Genomic DNA, 14,859 nt, shown 5'->3' with positions numbered 1-14,859 from the left:
GTTTTGCTCCCTCACACTTTGGCAACGATAGGTCGGCCAAGCAGCCCCTGAGGACGGAAAATGAGGATCACGACCAGCAATCCAAACGAGAACACATCTTTGTAATCAGAATTCACCATGCCCGAGAATTGCGCCTCGGCAATGCCAAGAATCAGCCCGCCAAGCATTGCGCCGGGTAATGAACCAATCCCGCCCAGTACCGCCGCCGTGAAGGCTTTAATGCCAATAATAAAACCGGCGTAAAAATCGAAAGTGCCGTAGTTCATGGTGATCAGCACCCCGGCAAGCCCTGCCATCGAGGCGCCAATCACAAACACAATGGAGATAATGCGGTCGGTGTTAATCCCCAATATCGAGGCCATCTTGCGGTCTTGCTGCACGGCCCGGCACATGCGCCCCAGTTTGGTATTGCCGATAATCCAGGTGAGCAGCAACATGCCAGCAAACGAGGCAATCAAAATGAACACTTTGGTGTAAGTGATTTGCACAAAACCATCGCCAATATGGAAACGGAACACACCATCAAGCATGGTTGGGATCCCCTGCTGGCGCGGCCCCTGGCTGATTTGTGCGTAGTTTTGCAGGATTAGCGACATACCGATGGCGGAAATCAGCGGCGCTAAACGTGTGGAGTTGCGCAGCGGTTTATAGGCGATGCGCTCAATAGTCCAGCCGTAAACGCCCGTCACCACTATGGTGAACACCAGCGTGCCGAGAATGAGTAAAGGAAACGACTGCAAACCAAAGTACGACAACAGCGCAAGCCCGATGGCGCACAGATATGCGGAGATCATATACACTTCGCCGTGCGCGAAGTTAATCATGCCAATAATGCCGTAAACCATGGTGTAGCCGATGGCTATCAACCCGTAGACGGAACCTAGCGTTACGCCATTGATCAATTGTTGCAGGAAGAATGCGTCCATCATCGCGCGCTCGTGTTATAGGCTGAACGAGTCAGCCTGGTGTTTATAAAGCGTCGATATGCCGGAGCATACCGACGTTGAGCGAGACTCCGAACCCTTACTGAACCTCTTTGTATTTGCCCTTATCATCCCACTGATAAACCACGTAATCGGACACTTTCAGGTCGCCTTTATCATCCCAGGCTTTTTTGCCCATCACGGTATCCACCGGGTTTGCTTTCAGCCAGGCACTGGCTTTGGCTGAATCTGTGCCGCCAGTGGCTTTAAATGCCGCAGCAATCGCCTGAACGGATGCGTAGGAATAGAGGGTGTAACCTTCCGGTTCAAATTTACTGGCGCGGAATTTGTCGATTACCGCTTTGCCATCAGGGATTAAGCGAGGATCTTTACCGAAGGTCATGTAAATACCATTGGTGTATTGTGGGCCGCCTGCCGCAGTCACCATCTCTTCATTCACGATGCAGTCGCCGGAGAAGAATTTCGCCTGCACGCCCTGCTCACGCATCTGGCGCACCAGCGGCCCCGCTTCCGGGTGGCAACCGCCGAAGAACACCACGTCTGGTTTTTGCGCACCGATTTTGGTGACCAGTGCGTTAAAGTCTTTTTCACCGCGCGACAAGCCTTCGTACATCACATCATTGACGCCGCGTTTTGCGAGTGCCGCTTTGGTGGCATCTGCAAGCCCCTGCCCGTAAGTGTCTTTATCGTGAATAATCACCACACGTTTGGCTTTGAGCTTATCGATAATGAAATCGCTGGCGACCTTCCCTTGCTGGTCATCACGCCCGCACATGCGGAACATATCGCTCATCTTGCGCTCGGTGATAAGCGGGTTGGTCGACCCCGGGGTGATAGCAAGAATACCCGCGTCGTTGTAAACCTCAGAGGCAGGCATGGTAGACGATGAACAGAAGTGGCCGACCACGGCTTTCACTTTATCCTGATCCACCAGACGGTTAGCTACGGAGACCGCTTGTTTAGGTTCGCAAGCGTCATCGCCCTGGACCAGTTTGATTTTTTCACCATTAATCCCACCAGCAGCATTAATATCTTCGGCGGCCTGAGTCGCGCCATGCCAGTACTGATCGCCATAGGTCGCGTTCGGCCCGGTAAACGGCCCTGCGACACCGATGACAATATCGGCATGGGCGGAAAACGCCGTTACCAGACAACCAGCCAACACCAGAGAAAGAGGACTTCTGATCAATTTCAGCGACATTTGTATGTTCCTTAGCAAATCAGCAAAGAGGTTTATGCAAAACGGTGTAAGAGCCATTTTCAAAAGCAAAAACGCGAACAAAATGCACTATCCAGTCAATTTCCTGTGGGTTACAGCGAGGTTTCCATACGGGGTTTCCTTACGATTTTCACGGCCTTGAACATTAAGCAAAATGGTTGCCAGATTTGGTTACCGGTTGCCTGGTTCAGACTTATTTGAGTATAGAGCGCCGTTTTAAGCGCTCCGGCACCTTGCAGTGAAATTACAGCGGGGATCACATCTGGTTAACAATAAAGCAGTGATGTACAAAATTCATACGTCTTTGCACCAATATAGTCCGCATATAAATGATGGTTAATATTCAGCAGAGAAATAGCTCGATGCGTGATTTGCATACACTGATTGCAGATAAGACAAATTCGCCTTAATACTCAACAAGTTGAACATAAAAAGAGCAAACGAAAAACTTTTTCGCGAACCCTTTGACATGCCCCTCCCGAATCGCTAATATGCGCCCCGTTAACCGATTCCTCTGTAGTTCAGTCGGTAGAACGGCGGACTGTTAATCCGTATGTCACTGGTTCGAGTCCAGTCAGAGGAGCCAAATTCGAGAGCCCGCTTAAGGAAACTTAAGCGGGCTTTTTTGTTTTTGTGGGTTTTGATAATTCTCTGGCAGCACTAACGGGCACATCCTGATGTACCTGTGTGCCAGGCTGATTGTGTTTTAAAAGACACCAGAGCAGTCATGCAGATACTACCCTTTCACACTGCTCCCTTTAAAACTGGCTTAACCAGAATAGAGAGGACGACTCAATGATCACGTTATGCAAAGCTTGCGGCACATCTTATGAGGCCAGCGGTTTCCATCCAGAACATTGCAAAATCTGCAAAGATGAACGCCAGTATCTGCCCGCAACGGGGCAGCAATGGGTCGATTGTGACAGCCTTTTTAGTTCACATACCAATTCGTGGAAACAACATGAAACCCACCTCTTCAGCATTCAAACCGTGCCTGAGTTTGCGATCGGTCAACGCGCTTTTCTTCTGAGAACGCGGGAAGGCAATATTCTGTGGGATTGCATTGCCACTCTCGACGACGCAACAAAAACGCTGATTCATTCACTGGGCGGTCTAAAAGCTATCGCCATATCGCATCCTCATTTCTACAGCACCATGCAGGATTGGGCCGCCGAGTTTGAAGCCCCGATTTACCTTCATGCCAGCGATAGCCAGTGGATCATGCGCGACAGTCCATGGATTACACTTTGGGAAGGCGACACCCTTAAACTGTGCACAAACGTCACTGTATTGCGACTCGGTGGGCACTTCGCCGGCAGCAGCGTTCTGCACTGGGCACAAGACGAAGGAATGCTGCTATGTGGGGACACCGTTCAGGTCACCCCTGGCGCGGATGCGGTCTCCTTCATGTGGAGCTACCCAAATATGCTACCGCTGCCAGCAGTGACGGTCGGCAACATCATCAGCCAGCTGAGCTGCGTGAAATTTTCGAAACTCTATGGCGCGTTTGAAGGAAAGGAGATCGCAAAAAATGCCGATGAGATAGTGCGCCGTTCAGGCGAAAAGTATATTGCCTGCCTCAGTTAACGATGTAGCCAGATTCGAAAGCTGGTTTAAAACTCGTTGTTGGGAAATTCATCGGGTGCTTATCGTTAAACCTGGCGGGCTATGCAGAGTCCGGAAATGAAGACTCACTTCCGGATTTTGTTCCTGTGGGCAAAACTAGATTTCAAATGGGAATTTCATGCCCCATTCTTTACGCATATTATCCATGATTTTTAATACGGCGATTGTGTCTTGCGGTTTCATTACGTCACTTGCCGTTTTTCCCTGACGAATACAATTGTTGGTGTGCCTTAATTGATATTCAAAGCCATCGAAATCAAACGGGAAGTGATACTCTTTTTTATTGTCATTCTGGTAAACAGTAAAACCATTTGCCGCATGAGGTGTGTCGATAACAATATAGCCATTCTTACATTGAATAACCGCTTGCTGGCGCGACAACGCTTCTACCGATGAGCTTAGCAAAGCAACTTGCCCTTTTTCATACTGCATATAGTAGAAACTTGACAGGTCGACGCCACCTTCTGATAACACGGCATTGGACACCACGCGTTCAGGCTTATACCCCAACAGCATGCAGGTAATACCAATAACGTAAATTCCCACATCATAAAGTGCGCCCCCAGCCAATTCAGGGTTTATTTTACGATCATTTCTGCTTCCCGGCGGGTTAATACCAAAATCTGCGGCGATATTCACTACATCGCCCAGTTGACCACTGTTTAAAATTTTATGTATTTCAGCATATGCTGGTAAGAATTTCGTCCAGAATGCTTCCATAATAAACAAGCCATTATCAGATGCTTGTTTAAATAAATGCTCAGCCTGGCTTACATCAATCGTGAAACTTTTTTCACATAACACATGTTTATTATTTTTTAAGCACAGCAAGCTATTTTCATAGTGCGAGTTGTGCGGTGTTGCGATATACACTGCATCTATATCAGCGCTCTGTGCCAGTTCCAGATAACTGCCAAATGCCTTCTTCGCACCATATTGCGTAGCAAAAGCCTCTGCATTTTCAATGGAACGTGATGCCACACCAACAAATTCGCACTCATCTGATAAGTAACCCAGCGTCCCGGCGAATTTTTTAGCAATCGTTCCTGTACCAATGATGCCCCAACGGATTTTTTTCATTTTAATGACCATTAACTGTTTTGATGTTGTAAAAAATAACGCCGAGCCACATCAGTTTCAACGAGTTATTCGAAAATCGGAATCACATAGCCAATCTGCATGACAAGGCGAATAGCCAGATTCGCCTGACGGTTTAAAATTCGTTATCATCCGCTCCCACTCACCCTCCAGGCAGCCTGATGTCTACGATTATCGATACCTTTATTGCCCCTGCGTGCCATGACAAGATAGAGGTTCTCTATCAGGACGAGCATCTGGTGCTGATCAATAAGCCCAGCGGGTTGCTCAGTCTGTCGGGGAAAAACCCGCAAAACCTGGACTCGGTGCACCACCGGTTGGTGCAAATATTCCCTGGCTGCACGCTGGTCCATCGCCTTGATTTCGGCACTTCCGGGCTGATGGTGATTGCCCTTAATAAGGTTATCAATGCAGCCCTTTGCCAGCAATTCAGCCAGCGTGCGGTGACCAAAATGTACAGCGCACTGCTCTGCGGGCATCTGAGCGAAAATGAAGGGGTGATAGATGAGCCGATTGCCAAAGATCCGGCACTCTTCCCGCTGATGTCGATTTGTGCAATCAATGGCAAGCCTGCACGTTCCGGCTATCGCGTCATTGAACGCTTTTATCGCGAACTGGAAGATGGGACGTTACTGCCATTAACACGAGTTGAGCTAACCCCGGAAACAGGGCGTACTCATCAACTGCGCATCCATTGCCAGCAGTTGGGCCACCCTATTTTGGGCTGTGACCTGTATGGCGGACTTTTGCTACCAGGTACTGAACAGACTCCACGGCTGATGCTGCACGCCAGCGAACTGCATTTTGTTCATCCGGTTAGTGGGGAGTGGATTAGAGCGCGGAATGAGAGTTTGTTTTGAGGGTATTAACACTCGTTAAACTAGATTTGCGTCTGCTATGAGCTGTGAGTTCAACCGATGGATGCAACACACTTATTGAACCGCTCTGCGGGTGATTCATAGTCTAGCGTTTTTCTCGGCCTTTCATCTAGCAATCTACAATGGAAAGAAAACTGTCCCACGAATTAGTTTTCATTTCAGAGCATATAATAAACTTAGGCAGTTCCCCGTTGCTTCATGTCAATTAACTTTGTAAATCCCAGAAGCGAGAGCTGTACGGCATTCATCTTCTGGTTTGTCACCCAACAGACACCCACCTTTTTTATATTTTATATAGTTTATCTGGTGTGTAGATGAGTGAATATCTGGGCCAACTGTTTACAGGTTTCTTACATGGAAACGATGTACTTCGTTGAAGTCGACGTCTTTATCAATTTATTGGGTTGAGGATTCATTTACGTCTGCGGATATGTTGTACTCGCGCAATATCATTTCTCAAATGAGTAGAAAGTGGCACATTCAATAAAACATTTTCAGGTGGAATGGGAGTTAAGAACCATTTTTTATATATCTTTTCAAACTCGCCACTATCAAATAAATCATGTAATGTCTCATTGGTTTTTTCCTGCAAATATATTGACCCCTTTGCTGAAACTAATGCAAAAGGCTGAACTTCACTCAATCTATCGCTTGAGATTTCATATTCTCCAGCCGTAGAATACTTCGACATTAAGGAGTAAAGCAAAATATCATCCCCAACAAACACAGAATTATCATTATTTTCCATGTTGTGAAATCCTGAAACAGATGACTGTGATAAGTGAATAAAAAATGAGTAATGCAATTCGGCATTCAGAAGAGTTACTTCTGGCATAGCAACGCCACCTGAAGTAACAAAAACTGTATGTCCTGAAAGCAGTTCTTTTTTTTCTAAATGCGCTTTCTTATGATAGATATAAGCTGTTGATGAGTAGAAAAAAGGTTCTGAAAATAACAGTCTTGCCCTTCTAGTTGGAGTATCAGTAAGGTTAGAGCACTCAATGTCAGATTTGTGATTGAGTACCATCTGAAACCTGGCTGCCGGATTAGTTTTAATCCATTTTATATTAAGAGTTTTTATATCTAAATCATTTGCTATATGGCTGGCAACTTTCCTACATAAGTCGATAGCCATTCCAACTGGTTTCTCCATGAGAGTATATGAAAAAGGGTATTGATCATCTATGTATGAAATATTTATTGTGTGCGTTTCCCTGATATTTTCTATGATATCTTTTGCCTCAACCCCATGAGAGAAGAACAAAAAAATAGCTATTACCACATGACTACATTTCATCAACATACTTAACAAGCCTTTACTTCACGGGAATTTGAATTAGTATATCCATTTGCAATGGAAACGCTTAAATGTAACATCTTTCAATAAACGGTAATACATTAAACATTATTAATGTGTCATTGAAAATGTTATCCCTATAGTTAAGCTTTTAAAAAAATGTTAAAATAAACACTCTGAAATTGATGACATTTAAATCAAAATATATCTATTTGTTATATCACATCTCAGTTTCCACTCTATTTATAGAGCGCTATGTTAACAGAAACGGTGGAAATTTTTATATATGCAATGCTAACCCTTTCCCTTAAAACTGATTTTCTCGTTTTATTTTGATGGCCAACGAGGCGGGTAAACATACAATATCTTAGCTTTCCGGGACATTGATGTTCAGACTGGCTCATGGATCCGTCTGTTAGCGTACACTTCCACTTTCTGTACAAGCGGGATAACAGAAATATCTGTATTGCCTTTAAGTCGGTGTAGTTATTCTGAATAACCTTTCCACTGGTGGGTGGTCATCCAAAACGGAAGCAATGAGGGCGGAGTCAATAGGTTTAGTTGTTTAAAAGGGAAGCTCTCACTGTTATGGCATAGTGAATTTGGCCATCTATTAATAGGCGCGAATATTCCGCTCTTGGCACAAAGCCGCCAGCAAGACCTCCCTGGGCAGCTAAGCGCGTAGTTTTGACACCGCTGAATTTGAGATGATCACAGGTCCAGTTATGCATGGCGATTACTGCATCATAAAAAACAGTCTGATTCAGAGGGAGTAAATAGCGCGGCTCGAATACAACTGTAGCTTACTGTACGAAACCATAACGTATAGCTCATGGCTAATAACGGTGAGAGTGTCACAGCTCGGCACTCGACTTTCCATATTACGACTAAAGAAGTTTGCATATTCAGGCTTAATGCATCAGCACGTATTAGAACTGATAACTGTAGTTTACGTTGGCGAACCAAAAGTAAGGATCATCATAACTACCTTTGTAAAGTGCAGGAGATTGTACGTGCGAGGACTGCATATGCAGATATGACGCGGCAACCCCAATGTTACTTTGCTGAGTGATTTGGTATTGCGCACCAGTAGCAAAACGCCACTCGTCACCGGTGGGTAACGTGAGTGCGACGTCACTCTGTGAATCGTAAACCGTACTGTCAAAAGCAACGCCTGCGTTTAAACGCCACTGCTCCGTCGGGCGAAACTGCGCACCCAGAGCCGTGTGCCAGGAGTCTTTCAGACGGCTGTTTTTATCGAGATCCCGGCTTGATACAGTTATCTGCGGCGCACCGAACTGGCTCCAGTCCTGCCAGCCAAGATCCCCCATCACAGACCACTGTTTATTTATGTCATGTACCAGACTCAGCATAATTTGCTGTGGAGCCCTCACCTGCGCAGAAATGGGCAGGTCATATTCTACATTGGGCAAGTTCGGGAGCCGGACTTTACCGTCAATATCAAAATTGTATTTGGTTTGACTGGTCCAGGTGATACCGGCGCGGGTTTGATCGGTCAGCTCCATCAGCAGGCCGAGACGATAACTCATTGCCCAGTCGTGATCTTGCTGTTTTTCATCGTTTTCCCCGACGTTACGCGTTAGCGAAAGGAAACCGTAGTTAGCGTTGACAGATCCGCCCACGGAGAGCCTGTCATTGAGTTTATAGGCTACCGAGGGGCTCAGCGTCATGGCAACCATAGTGCTTTTCTTAATCAGGCGATCTCCCTGCCAGTTACCAAAATCAATGCTTAGCCCATAGTTACCGTAGAGCCCAATCCCCGCGTAGAGATCGTCATTAACCTTTTGCGTATAGAACGCACTGGCGTTAGGAAATAACTGCATGATATTGCCCGGGCTTTTACGGCCAGTCTCATCCTCAAGTGAGTAAGAGACATCACCATTCATTGCCTGTAATCCGCCGGTAAACATATGCTCGGGTAGCCGTGTCATCCCTGCTGGGTTGGTCACTATAGTGGAAGCGTCCTGAGCACGCGCGGCCTGCCCCGCTCCCGCCAGAGCCGTATCTTCGGTACCTATCTCGTAAAAATAGAGCGCGCTCGCATGGGTTGTCTGCGAGAAAAACAGACCGAGACAAATCAACATCGGTTTTTTCATTTGCCACCTGATTATTATTGTCATTATTGAAATAGTTAATGCTAATAACAGCGTAGATTACGCCATTCAAATATCCACTATTACGATGCTCATCCCTGCAATAACGATTTCATAGCTGAAGCGATTAAATAACCACTAGCCCTGTTTCCAGCGCGTTAGCGAAGAGGCATTCATCGCCAGGCAAACCGCATATTTACATCCAGCTTTAACGTGTTATTTCCCTCTTTGTGGAAATATCAAATGTAAAATCTCAAATCTAAACTACTATTTTCAATAACATTCCCAGCCCCGGAGGTTGCAATTTTATGAAAAAGGTACTTTGTCTGAGTATGCTGGCTTTGTGTGTCAGTAATGCATGGGCTGCGGACGCTATCAGTCTTGATAAGGTCCGCGAACTCGAAACGACGCTTGTTGGGAAAAAGGATGTCAGTGTCACCCCTGAAAACTATGCCTTTGCCGAACTCGACGTGGCGATGAACGAAGAAGTGAAACATGGTGCAACGAATAAGTTTTATCACCACCGTATGCCAATGGAGATTGATAAGCAGCCTGCGGTATTAATGAACCGCGATACTCTCTATTCTTTTGCCATTATTGATGCTTCTCACGGTGCGACAGTTCACGTTCCTGAAGGGGATGGTCGCTATATTTCTCTGCACGTGATGGACCATGATCACACTACTGAACATGTGTATTACGGCGCAGGCGATTACAAAATTGACCCTGACAAAGCGACTCATTTCCTGGTTCTGAATATTCGAACTCAGGTGAATCCAAACGATCCGGCTGACATCCAGAAAGCACATGTCATCCAGGATGAATATAAGGTCACCTTCCCAGACGGCTACACGCCAAAAGCGTTCAAGATGATTGACTGGAACACAGATGAGCTGAAAAAACTTCAGGCCCATTATCGCCAGCTCGCAGATAAACGTGGCGTCAGTAAAACGTCCGGCCCACGTGGTGATTATCCGCAAGAGGATGTGAATATCGGTGCGGCAGTGGCCACGGGATTACTGCCTGACAAAGATGCCTGGTACTCATTTAATACCTATAAGGTGGATAAAAATACCTGCTATACCGCGACCTATCAGGTTCCGGGAATGGCAAAACCCGATCTCGGCTTTTATTCCCTGACGATTTACGGTGATGACCTTTACCTGCATAACGAAAAAGGGTCCAGTCTTTCTAACAAAGAACTGAAACTCGACTCGGGCGGAAAAACGTTCACCATGCATTATGGTACTGAGCAAACCTGCGGAAAAGACGCACAAAATTTGCTTATTGCGCCAACGGATAACTGGACACTGGCTTTACGTGTTTATTTCCCAACCCCGGATATTCAGGACAATAAATATAAACTTCCTGAACCAAAGCCGGTGAAGTAATTCATTCCCTGGAGGAAGGCTGAGCATTCAGTCTTCCTCGTACCCTGAAGAAGATACCTATGAAAACAACATTACGCGCTTTAGCAATCGCTGTCGCCATGCTAACCAGTTCCGCAGTACTTGCCGTCGATACTGGTGTACAGGCTGACGGACAAGTCACGGCCCAGAACCCTTCGTTCGCCGCGACCAACGGTGTCAAGGTCACTATGGATAATCTTATCCGAGCCGAAACAGCCAAATATTTCGCCGCAGAGACATTAACGTCAGGGGGAAATAAATTCCGCCATGAACGCAAGGGTATTGATCTAAAAAATCAGACGGTTATCCGCTCAAATTTCGATTTGATTTATTCATACGGTGTTTTCGATACCAAAGAAGGATTAACAGTTTCAGTTCCTGCTTACGATCTTTATCAGAGTGTACATATTTTCGATGAGGATCATTTCACTATCGCCGTGGTTTATCCGGGGCAAACCGTCACCGTTAAACAGTCGGACTTAACACACGGTCGTTTTGTTTATCTCTTCATGCGCACTCAGCCCAGGAGTCTGGACGAAAAAGGAATAGCAGAACTGAATAAGCGGCAGGATATGGTGAAAGTAAGTTTTGGGGGCACACCTGAACCCTATAAAAGTGACGTGAAATACGATGTTGATTCCTTCAACAAACTGCGTGCTGAAATTGTTCGCCGTGGCCCGAAAGAAGCGGTGATTTATAAAGGTTTTGTCTCTAAAGGGGATAAAATTATCACTCCACAATACCAGTTAGTGAATATTGGCGGTTGGGGTGGGCTACCGGCAAAACACGCTTTTTACTGGGTAGTGGCTCCGGCTGATGAAGGCGCGAAGAATGCACAATGTAGCTCGACCACCATACGTCCTCTTCCCGTTCAGTATGACAAAAATGGTTACTGGTCCTTGACGGTTTACAATGCTGAAGGCTGGGTTAAATCTGACCCATTTGTGATTAATTCACATCATGCCAAAGCGAATAAAGATGGCAGCTACACGCTTCATTTCAACTGTGGCGACAAGGCGATTAACAATTTCCAGACTACGAAGAACTGGAACGCATTAATGCGTGCCTACTTGCCAAATTCCGTTGACGATATTCTTAAATTCTCCAAAGACATGCAGGAGAATCATCCTGTCATTAGTCAGAAATAACCTGCTATTAAGAGAAGTATCGTCAGGTCGACGGTATTTCTCTCCCTCAGGTTAGACCGCCGATAATTATTTATTACCGTGGTGAGGCATAGTACGTGAATCTAACAAAACTACTTTTTGCACTTTCTCTGCCATTGGTCGCACATGCTGCTGAAGAACACGCACCGGATGCCGCACAGGCAAATAACCCTCTGGCAAATATGACTGCATTCAATATGCAGAACTACTATATCGGCGATATCAGCGGGACGGACAAAGATGCCAACCAGTTCTGGTTTCGTTACGCCCAGCCTTTTTCTCTGGGAGAAAGCAACTGGTTGTTACGTGCTTCTCTTCCCGTTAACACCTATCCTTCTCCGCCTGACGGAGGGCATCAGACCGGGCTGGGTGATCTGAACCTTTTCACGGCGTATCTGATTGATACAGGCAATCCGGCCATCAGTTTTGGCTTCGGACCTCAGCTTACTGCACCAACCGCGACGGAAAATTCTCTCGGCAGCGAAAAATGGTCAGCTGGGCTGGTTAACGTACTCTTCGATGCCAGTTCACCCAAAATTCAGTACGGTTATCTGGCGTCATGGCAGCACAGCTTTGCCGGGGAAGGGGATCGCAGTGACGTAAACCTCGGCGCTTTCCAGCCCTTTGTATTCTATCAACTGGGCGGCGGTACCTATCTGAGATCTGCACCTATCTGGAACTATAACTTCCAGAATGACAGTTACGGCGTCCCTCTGGGGCTGGGCGTGGGGCAGGTCATAAAACAGGGCAAGACGGTTTATAACTTCTTCATTGAACCACAAGGCTCCGTTGCCGATCGCGGACCCGGGCAACCACGCTGGCAAGTTTTTGCCGGTCTGAACCTTCAGTTCAATTGATACGAAAGCGTATTACTCACTTATACCAGAGGTCATAATGATAAAAGTAAATGCCATACTGATGACGACATTGATAATGGGCTCTTCAGCATACGCTGCTCAAACAGTTACCCCAGAAAACTATGCCCGTGCCGAAGTTGACCTTTCTTATCAAAACGTGGTTAACGACGTTGGCAGCAATAAATTCCGTCATGATCGCACACTGATGCCGCTGGATAAGCAACCTGCAGTGACCATGAACCGCGACACAATTTACTCCTTTGGCGTCTACTATGTTCCGAATGGCACGACGGTAACGTTGCCAAAATCAAAAGATGGCCGCTACCAGTCGGCAATGATCATGCAAAATGATGACTTCACCGATCAGGTCTTTTATGGCCCGGGTACTTTTGAGATAAAATCAAAAACCGAGTTTGCGGCAATCGTGGTGCGCACTCAGGTGAATCCAGGCGATCCGCAGGATATTGACTATGTCCATAAGTTACAGGATGAAATAACCGTTAAATGGCCTGCAGGTACCAAAGTTAAGTCTTATACGCCCGTAGACTGGGATAAAGACAGCCTGATGACGTTGCGTAAACAGTACCAGGCTGAGGCAGCGAAATTACCTAACTTCAATGACACCGCAGGTGCACGGGGTAAAATTGACCCGAAAATGCTGCGTCTTAGCGCCTCTGTCGCGCTCGGTTTGCTTCCCGCAGAAGACGCAGTTTACCTCTATCGTGATTTTGGTCTGAGCGGGGATAAATGCTACAAAGCTACCTACAGCAAACCAGATTTCAATGAAGGTGGTTTCTTCTCCTTCACGATGTATGGTGCGGATAAATACCTGCACGATGAGAATTCTATTCTGAATAACCGCACCATTAAATTCGATCCGGATGGCAAATTCACTATTTACTATGGTCCTGAAAAGGTCTGCGGTACGCAGAAAAACTGGCTACCTACTCCTGGAGATAACTGGTATCTGGGAATGCGTATTTATCGCCCTGGGGAGTCTGTCATTAATGGTTCTTATACCGTACCGACCCCTGTCGAAGTGAAATAAGATTGTGAACGCGGGCCAGGTAAAACTGGCCTTTGTGTATTCCCGATGTCTTTGCGTCAGGTGTTTCTGTTGGAGTGACTCTTAACACTAAGCGCTCTTTCGGGCGACTGTGAGCAAGAAGCGGAAGTTACACATGAAAACAGGTAAACACTTTGCCAGATGTCCGTCCATTTCTCGCAGCTGTTTATATTTTAACTTTTGATACAGCCTGATTTTCTGAAAGTTCTATTTTAAATATCATGAGCGATTTTTATTTTATTGCACAATGTACTTTTACTATCTGATATATTAAATATTCCACCCCCCCTTCCCTCCTGCATAAGAATACGCTACTCTCAAAAATGCGTTCGCTACCCAAATGGTTTTGGTGCTATATTCTTGCTTAATTCATAAAAATCTTAGACTAACATCTGATATATAACTTACAATCAAAGGTTAAAAAATGGAAAAAACACCCCCAGAATATACACCTGTTGACTTAGCGCGTTGGGCAAGGAAGGAGCATTTTGAGGTATTCCAGTCATTTGCTCAAAGTACAATTAACCAAACTGTCCTGGTAGATATTACCGTGCTGCTAAAACATATAAGGGAAGTTGGCTGGAAATTTTACCCCACTATTATTTTTCTTCTCTCAAAAATCGTAAACAGTCATGCGGAGTTCCGTATGGCCATAAAGAACAATGAGCTTGTCATATGGAATGAAATTCATCCAAGCTATACCATTTTCCATAATGAAACGGAGACCTTTTCATCATTATGGAGTCATTACGATGGCAATATTCATCACTTCCAGGACGTTTATTCAGAAGATGTTGCACAATATGGTAATAACCTTTCTTATTGGCCTAAGGAAGAGTCTCGGGAAAATGTATTTTTCGTATCAGCTATTCCTTGGGTAAGTTTCACCAGTTTTAATATCAATGTTGCTAACATGCAGAACTTTTTTGCCCCCATGTTCACTCTTGGAAAATACTACGAACAAGATGGAAAAGTACTGTTGCCTCTCGCCATTCAGGTACATCATTCCGTGTGCGATGGTTTCCATGTGGCAAGACTGTTCAATGAGTTACAAGAGATGAGTGTTGGCATAGCCACCATCGCAGCAAACTGAAAAACAGGGCTGGCAACAGGAGTTTGCTACTCCTGTCGTTTTTCCATCGCGTTTAACCAGGAGGAGATATTCCGGTGTATGACCAGGCAGAA

Annotated in this window: 12 protein-coding genes, 1 tRNA gene and 1 pseudogene; 8 read left to right on the top strand and 6 right to left on the bottom strand. The window is 45.8% G+C overall.

The genetic code is table 11. The features are described from left to right. Nucleotides 1-11: 11 nt before the first annotated feature. Together EDF88_RS15025 and EDF88_RS15020 are read right to left on the bottom strand one after the other, a co-directional pair. Nucleotides 12-926: a branched-chain amino acid ABC transporter permease LivH gene (locus EDF88_RS15025; protein WP_134185620.1), complete on the bottom strand. Its 915-nt coding sequence runs from the start codon at nt 924-926 to the stop codon at nt 12-14. 97 nt (nt 927-1,023) lie between these two features. After that, the gene (locus EDF88_RS15020) at nt 1,024-2,145 is read right to left on the bottom strand and encodes a branched-chain amino acid ABC transporter substrate-binding protein (protein WP_064559321.1); all 1,122 of its coding nucleotides are present in this window, start codon (nt 2,143-2,145) and stop codon (nt 1,024-1,026) included. Between the two features lie 528 nt (nt 2,146-2,673). Here EDF88_RS15020 and EDF88_RS15015 point away from each other — a divergent pair. Together EDF88_RS15015 and EDF88_RS15010 are read left to right on the top strand one after the other, a co-directional pair. After that, nucleotides 2,674-2,749, top strand: a tRNA-Asn gene (locus tag EDF88_RS15015). Between the two features lie 209 nt (nt 2,750-2,958). Then, nucleotides 2,959-3,750 (top strand): MBL fold metallo-hydrolase, encoded by a 792-nt coding sequence (locus tag EDF88_RS15010; RefSeq protein ID WP_134185529.1) that lies wholly within the window; start codon nt 2,959-2,961, stop codon nt 3,748-3,750. Between the two features lie 135 nt (nt 3,751-3,885). Here the strand turns inward: EDF88_RS15010 and EDF88_RS15005 are convergent, their stop codons facing one another. After that, nucleotides 3,886-4,869 carry a Gfo/Idh/MocA family oxidoreductase gene (locus EDF88_RS15005; RefSeq protein WP_166671981.1) on the bottom strand — a complete coding sequence of 328 codons (984 nt, stop codon included), beginning with the start codon at nt 4,867-4,869 and terminating at the stop codon, nt 3,886-3,888. A 179-nt stretch (nt 4,870-5,048) separates the two neighbouring features. Here EDF88_RS15005 and EDF88_RS15000 point away from each other — a divergent pair, with 179 nt between their 5' ends. Next, nucleotides 5,049-5,747 carry an RluA family pseudouridine synthase gene (locus EDF88_RS15000; RefSeq protein ID WP_134185525.1) on the top strand — a complete coding sequence of 233 codons (699 nt, stop codon included), beginning with the start codon at nt 5,049-5,051 and terminating at the stop codon, nt 5,745-5,747. A 430-nt stretch (nt 5,748-6,177) separates the two neighbouring features. Here EDF88_RS15000 and EDF88_RS14995 read toward each other — a convergent pair whose 3' ends face one another. The 3 genes and pseudogenes from EDF88_RS14995 to EDF88_RS14985 form a co-directional block, all read right to left on the bottom strand. Then, a complete protein-coding gene (locus tag EDF88_RS14995; protein ID WP_134185523.1) occupies nt 6,178-7,068 on the bottom strand; it encodes a transporter substrate-binding domain-containing protein in 891 nt (296 codons plus the stop codon). A gap of 551 nt (nt 7,069-7,619) precedes the next feature. Beyond that, nucleotides 7,620-7,850: pseudogene (locus EDF88_RS14990) on the bottom strand (glycoside hydrolase); the annotation flags it as partial. Nucleotides 7,851-7,991: 141 nt separating this feature from the next. Further along, entirely contained in the window at nt 7,992-9,179 is a 1,188-nt protein-coding gene (locus EDF88_RS14985) for an outer membrane protein transport protein (protein ID WP_134185521.1), read from the bottom strand. A gap of 305 nt (nt 9,180-9,484) precedes the next feature. Here EDF88_RS14985 and EDF88_RS14980 point away from each other — a divergent pair, with 305 nt between their 5' ends. The 5 genes from EDF88_RS14980 to catA all read left to right on the top strand — a co-directional run bounded on the left by EDF88_RS14980 (nt 9,485) and on the right by catA (nt 14,767). Continuing rightward, entirely contained in the window at nt 9,485-10,567 is a 1,083-nt protein-coding gene (locus EDF88_RS14980; protein WP_134185519.1) for a DUF1254 domain-containing protein, read from the top strand. 59 nt (nt 10,568-10,626) lie between these two features. Continuing rightward, complete coding sequence (locus EDF88_RS14975; RefSeq protein WP_134185517.1) at nt 10,627-11,733, top strand: DUF1214 domain-containing protein; 1,107 nt, start codon at nt 10,627-10,629, stop codon at nt 11,731-11,733. Between the two features lie 95 nt (nt 11,734-11,828). Further along, nucleotides 11,829-12,608 carry a hypothetical protein gene (locus tag EDF88_RS14970; protein WP_120066471.1) on the top strand — a complete coding sequence of 260 codons (780 nt, stop codon included), beginning with the start codon at nt 11,829-11,831 and terminating at the stop codon, nt 12,606-12,608. Nucleotides 12,609-12,645: 37 nt separating this feature from the next. Further along, nucleotides 12,646-13,656, top strand: a complete 1,011-nt coding sequence (locus EDF88_RS14965; RefSeq protein ID WP_120066470.1) for a DUF1214 domain-containing protein — start codon at nt 12,646-12,648, stop codon at nt 13,654-13,656. 442 nt (nt 13,657-14,098) lie between these two features. Further along, nucleotides 14,099-14,767 (top strand): type A chloramphenicol O-acetyltransferase, encoded by a 669-nt coding sequence (gene catA / locus EDF88_RS14960; protein ID WP_134185515.1) that lies wholly within the window; start codon nt 14,099-14,101, stop codon nt 14,765-14,767. Nucleotides 14,768-14,859 lie beyond the last annotated feature (92 nt).

This window comes from Buttiauxella sp. BIGb0552 (assembly GCF_004366275.1).
Lineage (GTDB): Bacteria > Pseudomonadota > Gammaproteobacteria > Enterobacterales > Enterobacteriaceae > Buttiauxella > Buttiauxella gaviniae.
The sequence above is the reverse complement of the archived record's forward strand: the minus strand, read 5'-3'. Positions and strand labels throughout refer to the sequence as shown.

Excerpts from the sequence above, each read along its gene's own strand:
- EDF88_RS15025 (WP_134185620.1), bottom strand. The coding sequence starts at position 926 with ATGGACGCATTCTTCCTGCAACAATTGATCAATGGCGTAACGCTAGGT.
- EDF88_RS15020 (WP_064559321.1), bottom strand. The coding sequence starts at position 2,145 with ATGTCGCTGAAATTGATCAGAAGTCCTCTTTCTCTGGTGTTGGCTGGT.
- EDF88_RS15010 (WP_134185529.1), top strand. The coding sequence starts at position 2,959 with ATGATCACGTTATGCAAAGCTTGCGGCACATCTTATGAGGCCAGCGGT.
- EDF88_RS15005 (WP_166671981.1), bottom strand. The coding sequence starts at position 4,869 with ATGAAAAAAATCCGTTGGGGCATCATTGGTACAGGAACGATTGCTAAA.
- EDF88_RS15000 (WP_134185525.1), top strand. The coding sequence starts at position 5,049 with ATGTCTACGATTATCGATACCTTTATTGCCCCTGCGTGCCATGACAAG.
- EDF88_RS14995 (WP_134185523.1), bottom strand. The coding sequence starts at position 7,068 with ATGTTGATGAAATGTAGTCATGTGGTAATAGCTATTTTTTTGTTCTTC.
- EDF88_RS14985 (WP_134185521.1), bottom strand. The coding sequence starts at position 9,179 with ATGAAAAAACCGATGTTGATTTGTCTCGGTCTGTTTTTCTCGCAGACA.
- EDF88_RS14980 (WP_134185519.1), top strand. The coding sequence starts at position 9,485 with ATGAAAAAGGTACTTTGTCTGAGTATGCTGGCTTTGTGTGTCAGTAAT.
- EDF88_RS14975 (WP_134185517.1), top strand. The coding sequence starts at position 10,627 with ATGAAAACAACATTACGCGCTTTAGCAATCGCTGTCGCCATGCTAACC.
- EDF88_RS14965 (WP_120066470.1), top strand. The coding sequence starts at position 12,646 with ATGATAAAAGTAAATGCCATACTGATGACGACATTGATAATGGGCTCT.
- catA (WP_134185515.1), top strand. The coding sequence starts at position 14,099 with ATGGAAAAAACACCCCCAGAATATACACCTGTTGACTTAGCGCGTTGG.